Source organism: Streptomyces sp. CAI-85 (assembly GCF_013363615.1).
Lineage (GTDB): Bacteria > Actinomycetota > Actinomycetes > Streptomycetales > Streptomycetaceae > Streptomyces > Streptomyces antibioticus_B.
In genome coordinates this window covers 25307-38741 of record NZ_JAANNX010000049.1, presented here as the reverse complement: position 1 = coordinate 38741, position 13435 = coordinate 25307, and the positions used below count along the sequence as shown (strand labels likewise).

General features: G+C 69.8%; 15 protein-coding genes. 3 read left to right on the top strand and 12 right to left on the bottom strand.

Annotation, left to right across the window (positions count from 1 at the left end):
• The 3 genes from G6W55_RS30080 to G6W55_RS30070 form a co-directional block, all read right to left on the bottom strand.
• Nucleotides 1–613: transglycosylase SLT domain-containing protein (locus G6W55_RS30080; protein WP_175523912.1), on the bottom strand; the 613-nt coding region annotated here is incomplete at its 3' end.
• A gap of 421 nt (nucleotides 614–1034) precedes the next feature.
• A complete protein-coding gene (locus G6W55_RS30075; RefSeq protein WP_030783682.1) occupies nucleotides 1035–2360 on the bottom strand; it encodes a PhoH family protein in 1326 nt (441 codons plus the stop codon).
• A 388-nt stretch (nucleotides 2361–2748) separates the two neighbouring features.
• Nucleotides 2749–3522: an isoprenyl transferase gene (locus G6W55_RS30070; protein ID WP_175523911.1), complete on the bottom strand. Its 774-nt coding sequence runs from the start codon at nucleotides 3520–3522 to the stop codon at nucleotides 2749–2751.
• Nucleotides 3523–4383: 861 nt separating this feature from the next.
• Between G6W55_RS30070 and G6W55_RS30065 the strand changes: the two genes are divergently transcribed.
• Nucleotides 4384–5526 carry a winged helix DNA-binding domain-containing protein gene (locus G6W55_RS30065; RefSeq protein WP_175523910.1) on the top strand — a complete coding sequence of 381 codons (1143 nt, stop codon included), beginning with the start codon at nucleotides 4384–4386 and terminating at the stop codon, nucleotides 5524–5526.
• A 10-nt stretch (nucleotides 5527–5536) separates the two neighbouring features.
• Here the strand turns inward: G6W55_RS30065 and G6W55_RS30060 are convergent, their stop codons facing one another.
• On the bottom strand, nucleotides 5537–6103 hold the full coding sequence (locus G6W55_RS30060) for a dihydrofolate reductase family protein (protein WP_175523909.1): 567 nt from the start codon (nucleotides 6101–6103) through the stop codon (nucleotides 5537–5539).
• A gap of 73 nt (nucleotides 6104–6176) precedes the next feature.
• Between G6W55_RS30060 and G6W55_RS30055 the strand changes: the two genes are divergently transcribed.
• Together G6W55_RS30055 and G6W55_RS30050 are read left to right on the top strand one after the other, a co-directional pair.
• The gene (locus G6W55_RS30055; protein WP_175523908.1) at nucleotides 6177–6533 is read left to right on the top strand and encodes a DUF192 domain-containing protein; all 357 of its coding nucleotides are present in this window, start codon (nucleotides 6177–6179) and stop codon (nucleotides 6531–6533) included.
• Between the two features lie 21 nt (nucleotides 6534–6554).
• Nucleotides 6555–7184 (top strand): hypothetical protein, encoded by a 630-nt coding sequence (locus tag G6W55_RS30050; RefSeq protein ID WP_175523907.1) that lies wholly within the window; start codon nucleotides 6555–6557, stop codon nucleotides 7182–7184.
• A 7-nt stretch (nucleotides 7185–7191) separates the two neighbouring features.
• Here G6W55_RS30050 and G6W55_RS30045 read toward each other — a convergent pair whose 3' ends face one another.
• The 8 genes from G6W55_RS30045 to G6W55_RS30010 all read right to left on the bottom strand — a co-directional run bounded on the left by G6W55_RS30045 (nucleotide 7192) and on the right by G6W55_RS30010 (nucleotide 13431).
• Complete coding sequence (locus G6W55_RS30045; RefSeq protein WP_175523906.1) at nucleotides 7192–7806, bottom strand: OmpA family protein; 615 nt, start codon at nucleotides 7804–7806, stop codon at nucleotides 7192–7194.
• A gap of 7 nt (nucleotides 7807–7813) precedes the next feature.
• On the bottom strand, nucleotides 7814–8398 hold the full coding sequence (locus G6W55_RS30040; protein WP_175523905.1) for a hypothetical protein: 585 nt from the start codon (nucleotides 8396–8398) through the stop codon (nucleotides 7814–7816).
• 34 nt (nucleotides 8399–8432) lie between these two features.
• A complete protein-coding gene (locus G6W55_RS30035; protein WP_175523916.1) occupies nucleotides 8433–9077 on the bottom strand; it encodes a pilus assembly protein TadG-related protein in 645 nt (214 codons plus the stop codon).
• Nucleotides 9074–9325, bottom strand: a complete 252-nt coding sequence (locus G6W55_RS30030) for a Flp family type IVb pilin (protein WP_175523904.1) — start codon at nucleotides 9323–9325, stop codon at nucleotides 9074–9076. The genes G6W55_RS30035 and G6W55_RS30030 overlap by 4 nt, the downstream gene beginning before the upstream one ends.
• 111 nt (nucleotides 9326–9436) lie before the next feature.
• The gene (locus G6W55_RS30025; RefSeq protein ID WP_175523903.1) at nucleotides 9437–10204 is read right to left on the bottom strand and encodes a response regulator transcription factor; all 768 of its coding nucleotides are present in this window, start codon (nucleotides 10202–10204) and stop codon (nucleotides 9437–9439) included.
• Nucleotides 10205–10234: 30 nt separating this feature from the next.
• A complete protein-coding gene (locus G6W55_RS30020; RefSeq protein WP_375372485.1) occupies nucleotides 10235–11572 on the bottom strand; it encodes a sensor histidine kinase in 1338 nt (445 codons plus the stop codon).
• Between the two features lie 9 nt (nucleotides 11573–11581).
• A complete protein-coding gene (locus G6W55_RS30015) occupies nucleotides 11582–12469 on the bottom strand; it encodes a DUF5936 domain-containing protein (RefSeq protein WP_175523902.1) in 888 nt (295 codons plus the stop codon).
• Nucleotides 12470–12486: 17 nt separating this feature from the next.
• A complete protein-coding gene (locus tag G6W55_RS30010; protein WP_175523901.1) occupies nucleotides 12487–13431 on the bottom strand; it encodes a type II secretion system F family protein in 945 nt (314 codons plus the stop codon).
• Nucleotides 13432–13435: the final 4 nt, after the last annotated feature.

Sequence of the window (13435 nt, the reverse complement as noted above, 5' to 3'; positions counted from 1 at the left end):
TCATGTAGTTCAGCCCCCACTTGATCTGGGTGGCCGGGTTGGTGCGCCAGTCGGCGCCCGCGGAGGCGTACTTGCCGGCGGGCAGCGCCTGGAAGAGACCGTAGGCGCCCGAGGAGGGGTTGACGGCCTGGTAGTTCCAGCTCGACTCGTGGTTCACGATGTTGCTGAAGCACTGGAACTGGCCGCTCGGCACCATCTGCGAGGCCATCGCCTGGATCTGCGAGATGCTGTAGGAGCTCTGGACGGGGAAGTCACCCGCGCTGCGGCTCGCCTTGGCCTTCGCCTCCGCGCGCTCCTTGGCGGCCTTCTCCGCGGCTTCCTTCTTCGCGACCGCGCTCTCCGCGGCCGCCTTGCGGGCCGCCGCCTCGGCGTCCTTCTTGGCGCCCTCGTCGGCGACGATGGCCTGGACGTCGGCCTGCTGCGCCAGGTACGCGGTCTGCACCTGGGCCTGCTGGCCCACAGGTATGTCAGCGAGGAGCGTCGCGTCGCTCGCCGTCGCCTCTGCGTCGTTGGGCTGCGCGACACTGCCCGAGGCAACGCCGACGACGCTTCCGACAGCGGTGACCGCCGTGGCCGAGGCCACTGCGAATCCCCGGACCGAGATCCGGCTCACACGGTTTCCTTCCAGCATCGCCCGCTTCGGTGACCCTGGCGGACGCAATCGTGCCCCTGGACGCTGGCCTCCCAACTGCGGGGTCACGGGAGGCGCGGGCCCGGTGGGCAACTCCCCGAGGGGGAGCGCCGCGTGAAGCTCGGGCGGCATACGGCGACGCTATGGAGTTGAAGGTGGTGCACGTGCGGTTCCGTACCCGTGCGGGTACAGGTGTGCCGTATGCGGGGCCTGACAGGAGTGAGACTCTGCCGCACCCCGACACCGCAAGGCAATTCCGGGTTACGTGTGAAAGCTCACACCTGCCGGGACCCAGGTTGTTTCGCGAAACTCCCACATGTACCGGCGCCGCCCGGCTAGGCTCACAGCCTTTGCCGGACGGCGCCAAGTGTTGCTCAAAGCATATGAAGTTGTGCCGTCAGGATCAGATCTGCCCGTCCTCCAGCATTTCGGTCACAAGCGCGGCGATCTGGGACCTTTCGGAGCGGTTCAGCGTCACGTGCGCGAAGAGCGGATGCCCCTTCAGCTTCTCCACGACGGCGACGACACCGTCGTAGCGGCCGACGCGCAGATTGTCCCGCTGTGCCACGTCATGGGTGAGAACGACCCGTGAGTTGGCGCCGATCCGGGAGAGCACCGTCAGCAGGACGTTGCGCTCCAGCGACTGGGCCTCGTCGACGATCACGAAGGCGTCGTGCAGGGAGCGGCCCCGGATGTGCGTCAGGGGCAGCACCTCCAGCATGCCGCGGGCGGTGATCTCCTCGATGACCTCCCGGCTGGTGACCGAGGACAGCGTGTCGAAGACCGCCTGCGCCCAGGGGCTCATCTTCTCGGCCTCGGAGCCCGGCAGATAGCCCAGCTCCTGCCCGCCCACCGCGTACAGCGGACGGAAGACCATCACCTTCTGGTGCTGACGGCGCTCCAGGACCGCCTCCAGGCCCGCGCACAGCGCCAGCGCCGACTTGCCGGTGCCGGCCCTGCCGCCCATCGACACGATCCCGACGTCCGGGTCGAGCAGCAGGTCGAGCGCGATGCGCTGCTCGGCGCTGCGGCCCTTGATGCCGAACGCCTCGCGGTCGCCGCGCACCAGCCGGACGTTGCCCTCCGGGGTGACCCGGCCGAGCGCCTTGCCGCGCTCCGACTGGATCGTGAGCCCGGTGTGCACGGGCAGCTCCGCGGCCTCCGGCACATACACGTGTCCGGCCTCGAAGAGGACGTCCACCTGTTCGCCGGGCAGCGTCAGTTCGGACATTCCGGTCCAGCCGGAGGCGTCCGTGATGGCGAGTTCGGCCCGGTACTCCTCGGCGAGCAGACCGACCGAGGACGCCTTGATCCTGAGCGGGAGATCCTTCGAGACGACGGTGACGTCGAACCCCTCGGCCTGGAGATTGCGGGCGACCGCGAGGATGCGTGAGTCGTTGTCCCCCAGGCGGTAGCCGGACGGCAGCACGCTGGGATCCGAGTGGTTGAGCTCGACACGGACGGTGCCGCCCAGTTCCCCGATCGGGATGGGAGCGTCGAGGCGACCGAACTTCACCCGGTAGTCGTCCAGCAGCCGCAGGGCCTGCCGGGCGAAGTAGCCGAGTTCGGGATGGTGCCGCTTGGCCTCCAGTTCCGTGACCACGACGATGGGGAGCACGACCTCGTGCTCCTCGAAGCGGGTCATGGCGTTCGGGTCGGCCAGCAGGACGCTGGTGTCGAGAACATAGGTGCGCCGGTCTGGCATACGGCGCTTTGTGCTGGTCACCACGGAAGGACGTACCCCCTCGGATGAGGTCGGGGAGCGACGGAGCGGAAGCTGGACCGGGAGGGCGGGACGAACCCGACCGGTCGACGGCCCCGATGCACGGGCCGGGGACCGGCCCCCCACTGCTTCTTCCGTGCCGTGACCGCACGGTCGGGCTGGTGCAAAGGGCCTCCCGGGCGGACGGCCCCGTGCCGCCCGCTGAGATCCGACACCCGTGGTTCGGGCGTCGACCTGCTTGCCTTATGCCCTCTAACGTGCGCCACCATGCCACGGCATATGACGGCGCGCCGGTGAACTCCTTGTTACGGCGTCACGTCGTCGGCGCGCGGGCGTCGCACGGCGCGTGGGGACGGTGGAGTCGGTGGGGTGTCCTGAGGGGCCCCGGGGAGTGTCAGCCGCCGTAACGACGGTGACGGGCGGCGTAGTCGCGCAGGGCGCGCAGGAAGTCGACCTTGCGGAAGGCCGGCCAGAAGACGTCGCAGAAGTAGTACTCGGAGTGGGCGGTCTGCCAGAGCATGAATCCGGACAGCCGCTGTTCGCCGCTGGTGCGGATGACCAGGTCGGGGTCGGGCTGGGCGCCGGTGTAGAGGTGGCGGCCGATCAGATCGACGGTGACGGAGTCGGCGAGGTCCTCGATCGAGGTGCCGCGCTCCTGCGCGTCGAGGAGCATCGAGCGCACGGCGTCGGCGATCTCCTGGCGGCCGCCGTAGCCGATGGCGACGTTGACCAGTATTCCGTCGACGTGCGCGGTGCCCTCCTCGGCCTCCTTCAGCGCGGTCTGCACATGGTCGGGGAGGATGTCGGGGGTGCCGACGTGGTGGACACGCCAGCGGCCGTCGGCGGCGAGGGTGCGCACGACGCCCTCGATGATGCCGAGGAGGGGGACCAGTTCCTCCGCGGGGCGGTCGAGGTTGTCCGTCGACAGCAGCCAGAGGGTGACGACCTCGACGTCGGTCTCGGTGCACCAGCCGAGGAATTCCTCGATCTTGTCGGCACCGGCGCGGTGGCCGTGCTCGGTGGTGGAACCCGCGGCCTTCGCCCAGCGCCGGTTGCCGTCCATGATGACGCCGATGTGCTTGGGCACCTGAGCGTGGTCCAGGTGACCTTCCACCCGGCGTGCGTACAGCCTGACCAGAAGGCCGCGCAGCTTGTCGCGCAGGTTCACGTGATTGTCAGCCCCTCCGTGCGGTGCGGTCCCCGACGACGGCGAAGCCTACCCCTGCGGGGGCTGGGGCGTTGAGCGGGGTGAGCTGAGACACAGGTGGGGGGGGGTGGGGGGTGGGGGTGGGGGTGGGGGAGCCGGGTGGAGGCGCGGATGGGGTGCCGAGTGGAGCCGTGGGTGGGGTGCCGGGTGGAGCCTCGGGTGGGGTGCCGGGTGGAGCTCGGGTGGAGATGGGAGCGGGGCCGCGGGTGGGCACAAAAAACGGGCCGGTCCGTGGGGGGGAGACGGACCGGCCCGAGGGGGGGTTTCCACCATAACCCTTCGTAAGTGATGCCGCGTACATCGGCGCGCCACAACTACTCTCCGGAGTCGTCCGGCGACGCCGTGATGACCGGGCAAGGCATGATTCATAGGTGGTTCATGGCCGAAACACGACGGAATCCCAGGGGAACGACGCCCCCCGCTCGATAAAGCGGAGGTTTCGACACGACAGGGGCGACACGGACCCCATGCCCCTCACATCCCCCTCAAGGGCTAATCCGACGAGGAACGCGGACTTGACGCGAACGGGGCCCGGGAGGGGCCTGGATTGGACGCGGACCGGACGCGGACCGGACGCGGACGACACCGCGCAGCCCCCTCCACTGCGCGGTGACGTCCACGCAGCTTTGCTCACGCGAATTGCCTGGACATGAACTTACGTGAGGCTGACACGGGATGCGAAGCGGTAGCGATAACGATGTGGAAACTCTGCGAAGGGGGCGGGTGTTAGATGACGAAATGCCCGCAATCACACCCATTGCGAAGATGATGACCGTCGATCTAGGACGGAACCTGCCCCCTCCCCGTCCTACCGTCGACGCCATGACTTCGAGGATCAGTTGGCGGGCGGCCTCCGCACGGCGCCTCCGACGCCAGTTCCTGCCCGAGCCGACCGTCGCGGAGGTGGCCGGAGCGATGCTCGGAGCGCACGCGCAGGTGCCGTCGGCGGCGGAGTTGTCGATCGGAGTACGCACCGAGGGCCTCACCCGGGCGGACGTGAGAGCCGCCCTGTGGGAGGACGGGTCCCTGGTCCGTACCCACGGCCCACGCGGCACGGTCCACCTGCTCCCGACGGCCGAACTCCCCCTGTGGACGGCGGCCCTGACCGCGGTCCCGGACGGCCCGAACACCTTCCCGCCCGACATCCGGCTCACCGAGGACCAGGCGGAACAGGTGGTGAGGGCGATCGGGGAGGCTCTGGAAGACACGTTCCTGACGGTGGAGGAGCTGAGCGAGGAGGTGGTGGCGCGCACGGGCCCCTGGGCGGGCGACCTGGTGATGCCGGCCTTCCAGGAACTCTGGCCGCGCTGGCGGCAGGTCCTGCACCGGGCGGGCCAGTCCGGCGCCCTGTGCTTCGGCCCGAACCGCAGCCGCAAGGTGACGTACACCCGCCCGCCGCACTTCACCCCGCTCCCCCGGGAGGAGGCCCTACGACGCCTGGCCCTCCGCTACCTGACCGCCTACGGCCCGGCGACCCCGCACCACTTCGCCAGATGGCTGGCGGCACCTTCCTCATGGGCCACCGCGCTCTTCACTCGCCTCGCGGCGGAGGGCGAGGTGGAGGAGGTCCTGTTGGAGGACACCCCGGCGTGGGTGGCGGCGGGAGACACGCACTTCCCAGCCTCCACAGAGGAGTTGCAGGGTGCGCTACTCCTCCCCTACTTCGACGCATACGCAATCGCCGCCCAGCCCCGGGAACGGCTGTACCCGGGTCCGGCCTGGCACCGTGCCCTGTCCTCCGGCCAGGCCGGCACCTACCCGGTGCTACTGATCGACGGCGAGGTGAGGGGAGTCTGGCACCAACGCCGCCGAGGCAACCGCACGACGGTGACGGTGGAACCCCTGACCCCCTTGACGGCAAGCCACGTGCGGGAACTGACGGACCGCACGCAACGCATCGGCGAAATCCTGGAGGCGACACCGGAACTGGTGATCGACAAGGTCACGACGGGGCCACATGCGTGAACGGCGCCGGTCAGCGCTCGACCGCGTACCGCAGCAGCACCACGCCATTGCCGAAGCGGCGGGTCTCGAGGAGTCGGAGCGGGGTCAGGGCGTCGGTGTCGGGGAAGAGGGGCTTGCCTTGGCCGATGAGCACGGGATGGACGCTGAGGTGGATCTCATCGACAAGGCCGTGAGAGAGAAATGCGGCGGCAAGGTCGGCGCCGCCGAGGCACAAGTCGCCGGTGCCGGGCTGCTTCTTGAGGGCTTCGACCTCCTCCGGGACGACCTCCCGGACGACGGTCGTGTTCCAGTCGGCGCTCTTCAGCGTCCGCGAGTACACGTACTTCGGCATGTCCCGCCAGATACGCGCGAATTCGACCTCGACGGGGGAGGCGTCCGGGTCGGCGTCTGCGGTGGGCCAGTAGGCGGCCATGAGTTCATGGGTGACGCGTCCGCCGAGCAGGGCGCCCATCTCGCTGATCGTGTCGTTGAAGTACTGGTGCAGTTCCTCGTCGACCACATGCCAGGAGATGTCACGGTCGGGGCCCTCGATGTATCCGTCCAGGGAGACCCCCATCATCAAGACGACCTTCCGCATACGACGCCCACCTCTTCGTGTCCCGGCTCGCTAACGTGCCGAGAGTACTGAGACGACCGAGGGGAGACGGAGCATGGCGCGCTGGCAGGACGGACGGGGAGAACTCGTCGTGGGCGGGGAGACCGGCCCACGGATCCCCCTGGAGATCGCGACGTCCTACCGGGCCCGCGCAAAGGGCCTGCTCGGACGCGACTCGGTGGAGGGCGCCCTGCTCCTGTCCCCCGCGAACAGCATCCACACGTTCCGCATGCGCATACCGATCGACGTCGCGTACCTCGACCACCGCCTGACCGTACTGGCCATCCGCACCATGCCCCCGGGCCGCCTGGGCCTGCCCCGACTGCGGTCCCGCCACGTCCTGGAGGCGGCTGCGGGGGCGATGGCGGGGTGGGGGGTGCGGGCGGGAGAACGGGTGGAGGTCCGGGTGTAGCAGGACGAGAGGATGTTCCCCATGCGTAGGAACGTGAGAGTGTCGGCGCTTTGCGCTGCCTTCCTGGCCATTGCAGTTGGCGGCTGGATCTCGTATCAGAAAATCTTCACCGAAGGGCTCGACCGGCTTCCCGCTGCCGTATGCGACGGAAGTGTCCAGAGGGATACGGTGATCCGTGTACTGCCGGACTCGCGGACGGCAGAAGAAGGGGCGGAAGCTCACGGATCGGGAGACGGCTTCCTGTTCGGTTGCCATGTCTACGCCGGCGATGATTCCATCCTGTCAGGCGAAGTGCAGGTCGAGGACTCCTCCCGAAGCACCTGGAAGAAGTACTACACGTCCTATAGCGGGAAATCAAAAGAGGCCCCGGAGCGAGCATCGTCACACGGAATCGACGTCCTCGCCCGGAAAGAATTCGCCAGCGTCTATGTCCCCTGTGTCCCCAAGGGAAGAGAAGCGGACGAGGCGACACAGGCGTACGCCCTGGTCGCCGAGGTGCGGGTCCTCGGGGAGAGTCGGACCACGGGACACGATCTGCACCAAGCCCTGAGCGATTTCGCCTATCAACTCACTCGGCATGCGTACGAGTTGGCCGGGTGCAAGGGCTCGGTCGACTTTCCCCAGGAGCTCCCTCGCTTCGAGAACGGCTGAGGTCTGGTCAGCTTGCTGTCCTGGGGAACGTGACCTCCACTCGGCGGTTTTTCTTGCGGCCCTCCTCCGTGGAGTTGTCGGCGATGGGGTACTGCTCGCCGTAGCCGCGGACCTCGAAGGTGATGTTGGGGTTGTTGAGGTCGGCGGAGAGTTCGGTCTGTACGGCGTCGGCGCGTTGTTTGGAGAGGACGTCGCCGTGGGCGGAGGAGCCGAGGTTGTCGGTGAAGCCGAAGACGCGCACCAGGGTGGTGTTCTGCTTCTTGATCTCGTCGGCGATCACCGCGATCCGGGCCTTCGCGGCCGCGCCCAGCTTCGCGCTGTCCTTGCCGAACAGGACCTCCGCCTGGAGGGCGAACGTCACGTCCGCGTTGGTGTCCTCACGGCGTTCCTCGCCGGCCTGGTCCTCCACGACCTGCTTGATGTCGAGCACCTTCGGCTCGGCCAGGGTGCCGCCCTCGGGGAGTTTGAGGTCGGGGTCGTTGGGGTCGACCTCCACCGGCGCGGTGGCCGTGGGTTCGGTGCCCGGGGGCACGCTGGGGCTCGTGTCCGCCCGGGCCGCGGGCGCCAGGCCGACGATCACGACCGTGGCCGTCGCCATCGCCAGAGTGAGACGTGGGGTCATGGCGTCCTCACCCGGAGATCTTGATGACCGCGCTGGGGAACAGCGGCAGTGAGAAGGTGACGTCCGTGGAACTCGCGGGCGGGGCCGGGAACTGGAGGAACACGTCGATCGATTCACCGGCCTTGAGCGTGGAGAAGCCGGTCGTCGTCAACGGGCGGCCCTCCGTGTCGCGCAGGACGTAGTACCGCTTCTTGCTCTTGGAGTCGACGAGGGTGGCTCCGCCGAGGGACAGCCCGTTGTTGATGATCTCCGTCTCGTTCCCGCTCAGCGCGGAGGGGATCACGGCTTCCGTGCCGCTGTCGTTCTTCAGCAAGCCGTTCACCGTGACAAAGCCGCCGGAGTCCCGCAGGGCGGAGGTGAGCTGGAGCAGAAGGCCGCTCGGGCCCTTGAGTTCGGCCAGCGGTTCTGCGGACTGGCCCTCCTGCGCGTCGGGTTGCGATCCACCGGTCCCGGGCGTGGACGACGAACTCCCCGGTTTCTTGCCGTCGTCGTCACCCCCGCCACCGCACGCGGCCGAGCCGAGAGCGAGCCCGGCCACGACGGCCAACGCGACCATCCCCCTGCGGGCTTGCCCAGTGAACCGCATGCTCATCACTCCGCTTCCTTCTCCACTCATCGTTCGCTCGTCAGCCGTTGGCCAGGTGGACGTCGAAGAGGTCCTCGGGTCCGGGCAGATCGGTGAGGTCCTCCGGGTCCAGTTCCCAGTCGACCCCGTCGCAGGTGAGCCGTGGGAGGACCACTGGCTCCTCGGCTTCGCCGTCACCCTCTTCACCGCCCTCGGGGTCCTCGCCGTCCTCGGCCGGCGGCTCGAACGTGCACAGCGGCTCGATCACGGCCGTGGCGGAGGCATGCGCCCGCCTGCCCTCCGTGCCCGGCACGACGGACGTTCCGACGGACTTGTTCGCCTGCACGGTGACGTCGTATTCCAGGAGGCCGTCAGGCACGCACGCGACGTTCCCGGCGTCGTTCATCGCCGCGAGCTGTTCCGCGCGCCAGCACTCGTTGTGCCCGCCGACCCCGTCGAAGATCTCCTGCCATCTCGCCGGGTCCCGGACATCCAGCGCCCACAGGTCGGCCAGTTCGTCTCTCGTCTCCTGCGCCGCCGCCAGTGCCGCCGCGTCGGCCGCCGTCTGCGCGCCGTTGCGGTTCACCGCCGCCTGGCCCACCGCGAAGTACGCGAACGCGAGAAAGAGCAGGCCCGCCACCACCGTGATGTAGATGGGGAAAGCCTGCCCTGCGTCGCCGTGCCCGCCGTTGCGGAGTCGGGTCAGGGGGCCACCTTGGAGATCTGCGTCCTGAGCTTGTCCACGATCGTCTGTCCCAGGTTCGTGTTCGCGATCAACACCACGATCGCCACCACCACCGCGATGATCCCCAGATACTCCACCGCCGTCTGCCCCTTGTCGCCCCCCGTGGCGCGGGCGCGGGCGCGGCGGCGGGCTGCCGTGGTGGTCGTTTCGGTCCAGCCGCTCACCCGGACCTTGGCCGCGACGGCGGTCTTCAGCAGCAGGTCGCTCATGGGGTTCCTCCCGGTCTGAGGCAGTGGCCCGAGGACGGTACGGGATGCCGGGGGGTCGGGGCGAGGGTCCGTGGGCCCAAATCCGGGCCCAGACGGGGGCGTTGCGGGGGCTCATGAGGTCACCGCCGTGCCCAGCCACTTCGCGGCCGCCTCGGCGCGGCTGCTGCTGTGAAGCTTGGCGAAGATGCGGTTGATGTGGTTCTTGACCGTCTTCTCGCTGATGAAGCAGGCGGCGGCGATCTGCTGGTTGTTCATGCCGGACGCGATGTGGTCCATGATCTCCGCCTCCCTCGCGCTGAGCCGGAACCCCTCCCTCGCGGAAGCGCCCGTTCTTGAATGTCCCACAGATGATTGCAGTTGCGAAAGCTGTTTCGTGAAATCGAGAGAGGGTGGGGGATTTGAGGATCTTGCGCCGTGTGCACTCGCGTTTGCATCGCGGATCTGGGCCAGTGCCGCCGTCGCCGCCGTCGGGCTGAAGTGGGCCCGGCCGCGCACCGCGTCCCGGACGGTGGACAGGAGTTCGTCCACCGTGAACTCACCGTGGACCAGGTAGCCTCCCGCGCCGCGGCGCAGGGCCTCCTGGACGATCTCCGGTTCGTCGCTGTAGGTGAGCATCACGACCGGGGCCAGTCCGGCGAGGTGCGGCAGGGCCGCGAGGCCGTCCACGCCCGGCATGCGGACGTCGAGGAGGATCACGTCGGGGCGGTGGTGGACCGCGGCCTCGTACGCCGCGTGTCCGTCCGCCGCCTCCGCCACGACCGTGATGTCCTCGCGTCCGGAGAGGAGGGCGGTCAGACCCGCCCGCACCACCGGGTTGTCGTCCGCCACGACCACCCGCACGGACGGAGTCTTCGGCAGGGGTGCGTTCTCGGTCGTCATCGGGCGGTGGCCTCCTTTCCTCTCCTCATGTCACAGCGCCGTCAGGGGGAGTTCGAGTCTTACCTCCGTGCCCCGCGCGTCGGATCCCGCGCCGATACGGATCCGCGCGCCCACGCACGCCGCGCGTTCCACCATGCCGACCAGTCCGAAGTGGCCGGTGCGGCGCAGGTGTTCGAGGGTGGTGCCGGGTGGCAGGCCCCGGCCGTCGTCGTGGACGCTGAGGGTGAGCAGCTCGCCCTGCACACCGGCGCTGACCTCGACCCGGGTGGGGGCCGCGTGCCGGTGGGCGTTCTCCATCGCCTCGGCGGTGATGGTGAGGAGCTGGCGGGCGACGGTGGGCGGGAGGGGCAGCGTCGTACGGTCGCCCATCGCGCGGTAGGTCACCGGCAGCCCGGTGCGGTCGGCGAAGTCGTGGGTGCGGGCCGCCAGTTCGGGGAGGACGTCCACTCCGTCGACCCCTTGCCCGTCCCCTCCCGGCTCCCGTCTCAGGTCCGTCAGCAGTTCGCGGGACTCCGCCGCCGCCCTGCGCGCCGAGCGGGCGACGAGTTCGGCGTGCTGCCGTACCGCCGCCGGGTCGAGGTCGGCCGAGCGGGCCAGGGCGTCCGCCGCGAGCGCCACGCCGTGCAGGGTCTTGGCCACGGAGTCGTGCATCTCCCGTGCCAGGCGTGCGCGTTCGGCCGCGAGCGCCTCGGTCACGGCGAGCCTGGCCCGTACGGCGGTCAGTGCGTGCGTGGCCTCGCCGAAGCGGAGCATCAGACCGCGCAGGGTCGAGCCCACCGCGCCGGTGATCACGCACAGGCCGGGCAGCAGCAGTTTCTCGGCGAGGCCCACGGCCGGTCCCTGTTCCAGGGTCGTGTGGACCAGCAGCAGGATCAGCGACTCCAGGGAGGCGAAGCAGGCGGCGCCGCGCCAGCCGTAGACGATGCCGGCCAGCAGCGGGGTGCAGACGCTGACGTAGGCGAGGGTGGTGTCGGGGCCGGCGGAGACCAGCAGCAGAGTGCCGAGGACGGTGTCCGCCGCGAGCAGGGCGGGGTGGCGCAGGAGGAGGGGGCCGAAGCGTTCCCAGTCGCGGAAGAGGACGTAGGAGCCCATGAACGTGACGACGACGGCCGCGCCGACCAGGCGGACGCCCAGGCCCGGGGAGGCGTTGAGGAGGGCGGCGGGGGCGGCTACGGCGATCATGGCGAGGCGGAAGCCGAAGACCTGCCGGCACATCGCCTGCAACGCGTTCACCTGGAGCGGGATGGGCGTCTCCCCCGTGGCCGAGTGTCCGACCTCCGACAAGCCGGCAGCTTCCACCGGGCCGGCAGCCGCCACCGGGACCCCACCGCCACCACCGTCGTCCACCGTCACCGTCCCCACCGCCATCCCCCTCGCCTACTCCCCCGTGATCGAGCTGAAGTCCGTGCCGGAGCCCAGCAGCATCCCCGCGCCGAGCAGCAGCATCGTCGCCGGGACCATGAACGTGGTGATCATCAGCGTGGCCTTGGGGACCGCGCGGGCCGCCTTGCGGCGGGCGTTCTGGGCGTCCGTGCGGCGCATGTCCTTGGCGATGGCGACGAGCGTGTCGACGATCGGCGCGCCGAGTTCCTCGCCCTGCTGGAGCGCGGTGACGAACATGGCGACCTGCTCGGAGTCGTTGCGGCGGCGCAGTTCCTCGAACGCCTCGCGGCGGCTCACGCCGAGGTCCATCTGGCGCAGGGTGATGCGGATCTCGTCGGCCCAGGGGCCCTCGTACTTGGAGGCCACCCGGTCGAGGGCCTGGCGGAAGCCGAGGCCGGCGCTGACGACGACGGCGAGGACGTCGAGGAAGTCGGGCAGGGTGCGTTCGATGGCGTCCTTGCGGACCCGGATCGCCGACCAGATACCGACCTCGGACCAGAACGCCGCGAAGGCCAGCATGAGCAGGGCGACGAGGAAGCTGCCCTGGAGGAGCGCGGCCAGGGCGCCGACGGCGCCGATCGCGCCGTAGACCGCGCGGCGGGCGGCGTAGCGGTCGATGGTGAGGCCGCCGGGGTTGCCGGCGAGGTCGATGCGGCGGCGGTAGCGGGCGACCTGTTTCGGGCCCATCAGGCGGAGCACGGCGGGGGCGTAGCGCATGCCGAGGCGGTCGACGAGGGAGCCGACCGCGCCGGTGCGGGTCGCGCCGACCTCCAGGGCGAGCACCAGGTCGCTGGGGAGTTTCACGTCGGCCCGGTACATCCGGATCCCGGCGAAGACGCCCCAGACGCTGAGGCCCATCACGAGTGCGAGCAGCAGTTCCACGGTCCGGCCTCCTCCGGTCAGACGTCGATGCGGGACATACGGCGGATGAGGACGAAGCCGACGGCGTAGAGCCCGAAGGCGACGACGACGCACGCCTGGCCGACGGTCGAGCCGGTCATCCGGTCGAGGGTGCCGTCGGAGACGCTGTCCATGAGGAACAACGCGCCCACCCCCAGGACGGGTACGGCGTACGAGGTCATGCTGACCTGGGAGAGCTGGGTGCGGACCTCGCGCCGGGTCTCCTTGCGCTCCTCCAGGGTCTCGGTGAGGTTGCGCAGCGCGCCGACGACCTGGCCGCCGGCCCGGTTGGAGAGCACCAACGTGGTGACGAGGACGACGAGTTCGCGGGAGGGGAGCCGGTCGGCGAGTTCGCCGAGCGCGTCGTCCATGGAGTGGCCGACGGCCAACTGGTTGGCGACCTTGGCGAGTTCCTCGCCGGCCGGGGCCTCCAGCTCGTCCGCGGCCATGCCGACCGCGGTGCGCAGGGCGAGGCCGGCCTGGGTGGCGTTGGCCAGGATGCGGGCCAGTTCCGGGAGTTGGTTGATGAACCGCTCGATGCGTTTCTGGCGCTGCCAGTTGAGGAACTGGAGGGCGGCCCAGACGCCGAGCAGTCCGGCGAGCGGGCCGAAGAAGGGGGCCAGCACGGCATGGCCGACCAGCCACAGTCCCGCCACGACGGCGAGCATGGCGACGACGAACTCGGCCGGGGTGACGTCCAGTCCGGTCGCGGCCAGTTTCCGTTCCAGACGGCGGCCCGCGGCGGTGCGGCGCAGCCTGCGGTCCAGGTCGCGGAAGCGGCGCCGGCGGCCGGTGAGGGGTTCCTGCCCGGTGTAGGAGAGCCGCTCGACCAACGCGGCCCGCTGGGCGCGGCCCTTGGCGTACAGGTGCACGCCCGCGACGGCCAGGAGGCAGGTCAGCAGGGTGGCGCCGGTGGTGAGGGTGATGAGGTCGTCGAGGTCCATGACT

Excerpts from the sequence above, each read along its gene's own strand:
- G6W55_RS30060 (WP_175523909.1), bottom strand. The coding sequence starts at position 6,103 with ATGCGGAAGGTCGTCTTGATGATGGGGGTCTCCCTGGACGGATACATC.
- G6W55_RS30010 (WP_175523901.1), bottom strand. The coding sequence starts at position 13,431 with ATGGACCTCGACGACCTCATCACCCTCACCACCGGCGCCACCCTGCTG.
- G6W55_RS30020 (WP_375372485.1), bottom strand. The coding sequence starts at position 11,572 with ATGGCGGTGGGGACGGTGACGGTGGACGACGGTGGTGGCGGTGGGGTC.
- G6W55_RS30040 (WP_175523905.1), bottom strand. The coding sequence starts at position 8,398 with ATGAGCATGCGGTTCACTGGGCAAGCCCGCAGGGGGATGGTCGCGTTG.
- G6W55_RS30045 (WP_175523906.1), bottom strand. The coding sequence starts at position 7,806 with ATGACCCCACGTCTCACTCTGGCGATGGCGACGGCCACGGTCGTGATC.
- G6W55_RS30030 (WP_175523904.1), bottom strand. The coding sequence starts at position 9,325 with ATGAGCGACCTGCTGCTGAAGACCGCCGTCGCGGCCAAGGTCCGGGTG.
- G6W55_RS30050 (WP_175523907.1), top strand. The coding sequence starts at position 6,555 with ATGCGTAGGAACGTGAGAGTGTCGGCGCTTTGCGCTGCCTTCCTGGCC.
- G6W55_RS30065 (WP_175523910.1), top strand. The coding sequence starts at position 4,384 with ATGACTTCGAGGATCAGTTGGCGGGCGGCCTCCGCACGGCGCCTCCGA.
- G6W55_RS30055 (WP_175523908.1), top strand. The coding sequence starts at position 6,177 with ATGGCGCGCTGGCAGGACGGACGGGGAGAACTCGTCGTGGGCGGGGAG.
- G6W55_RS30025 (WP_175523903.1), bottom strand. The coding sequence starts at position 10,204 with ATGACGACCGAGAACGCACCCCTGCCGAAGACTCCGTCCGTGCGGGTG.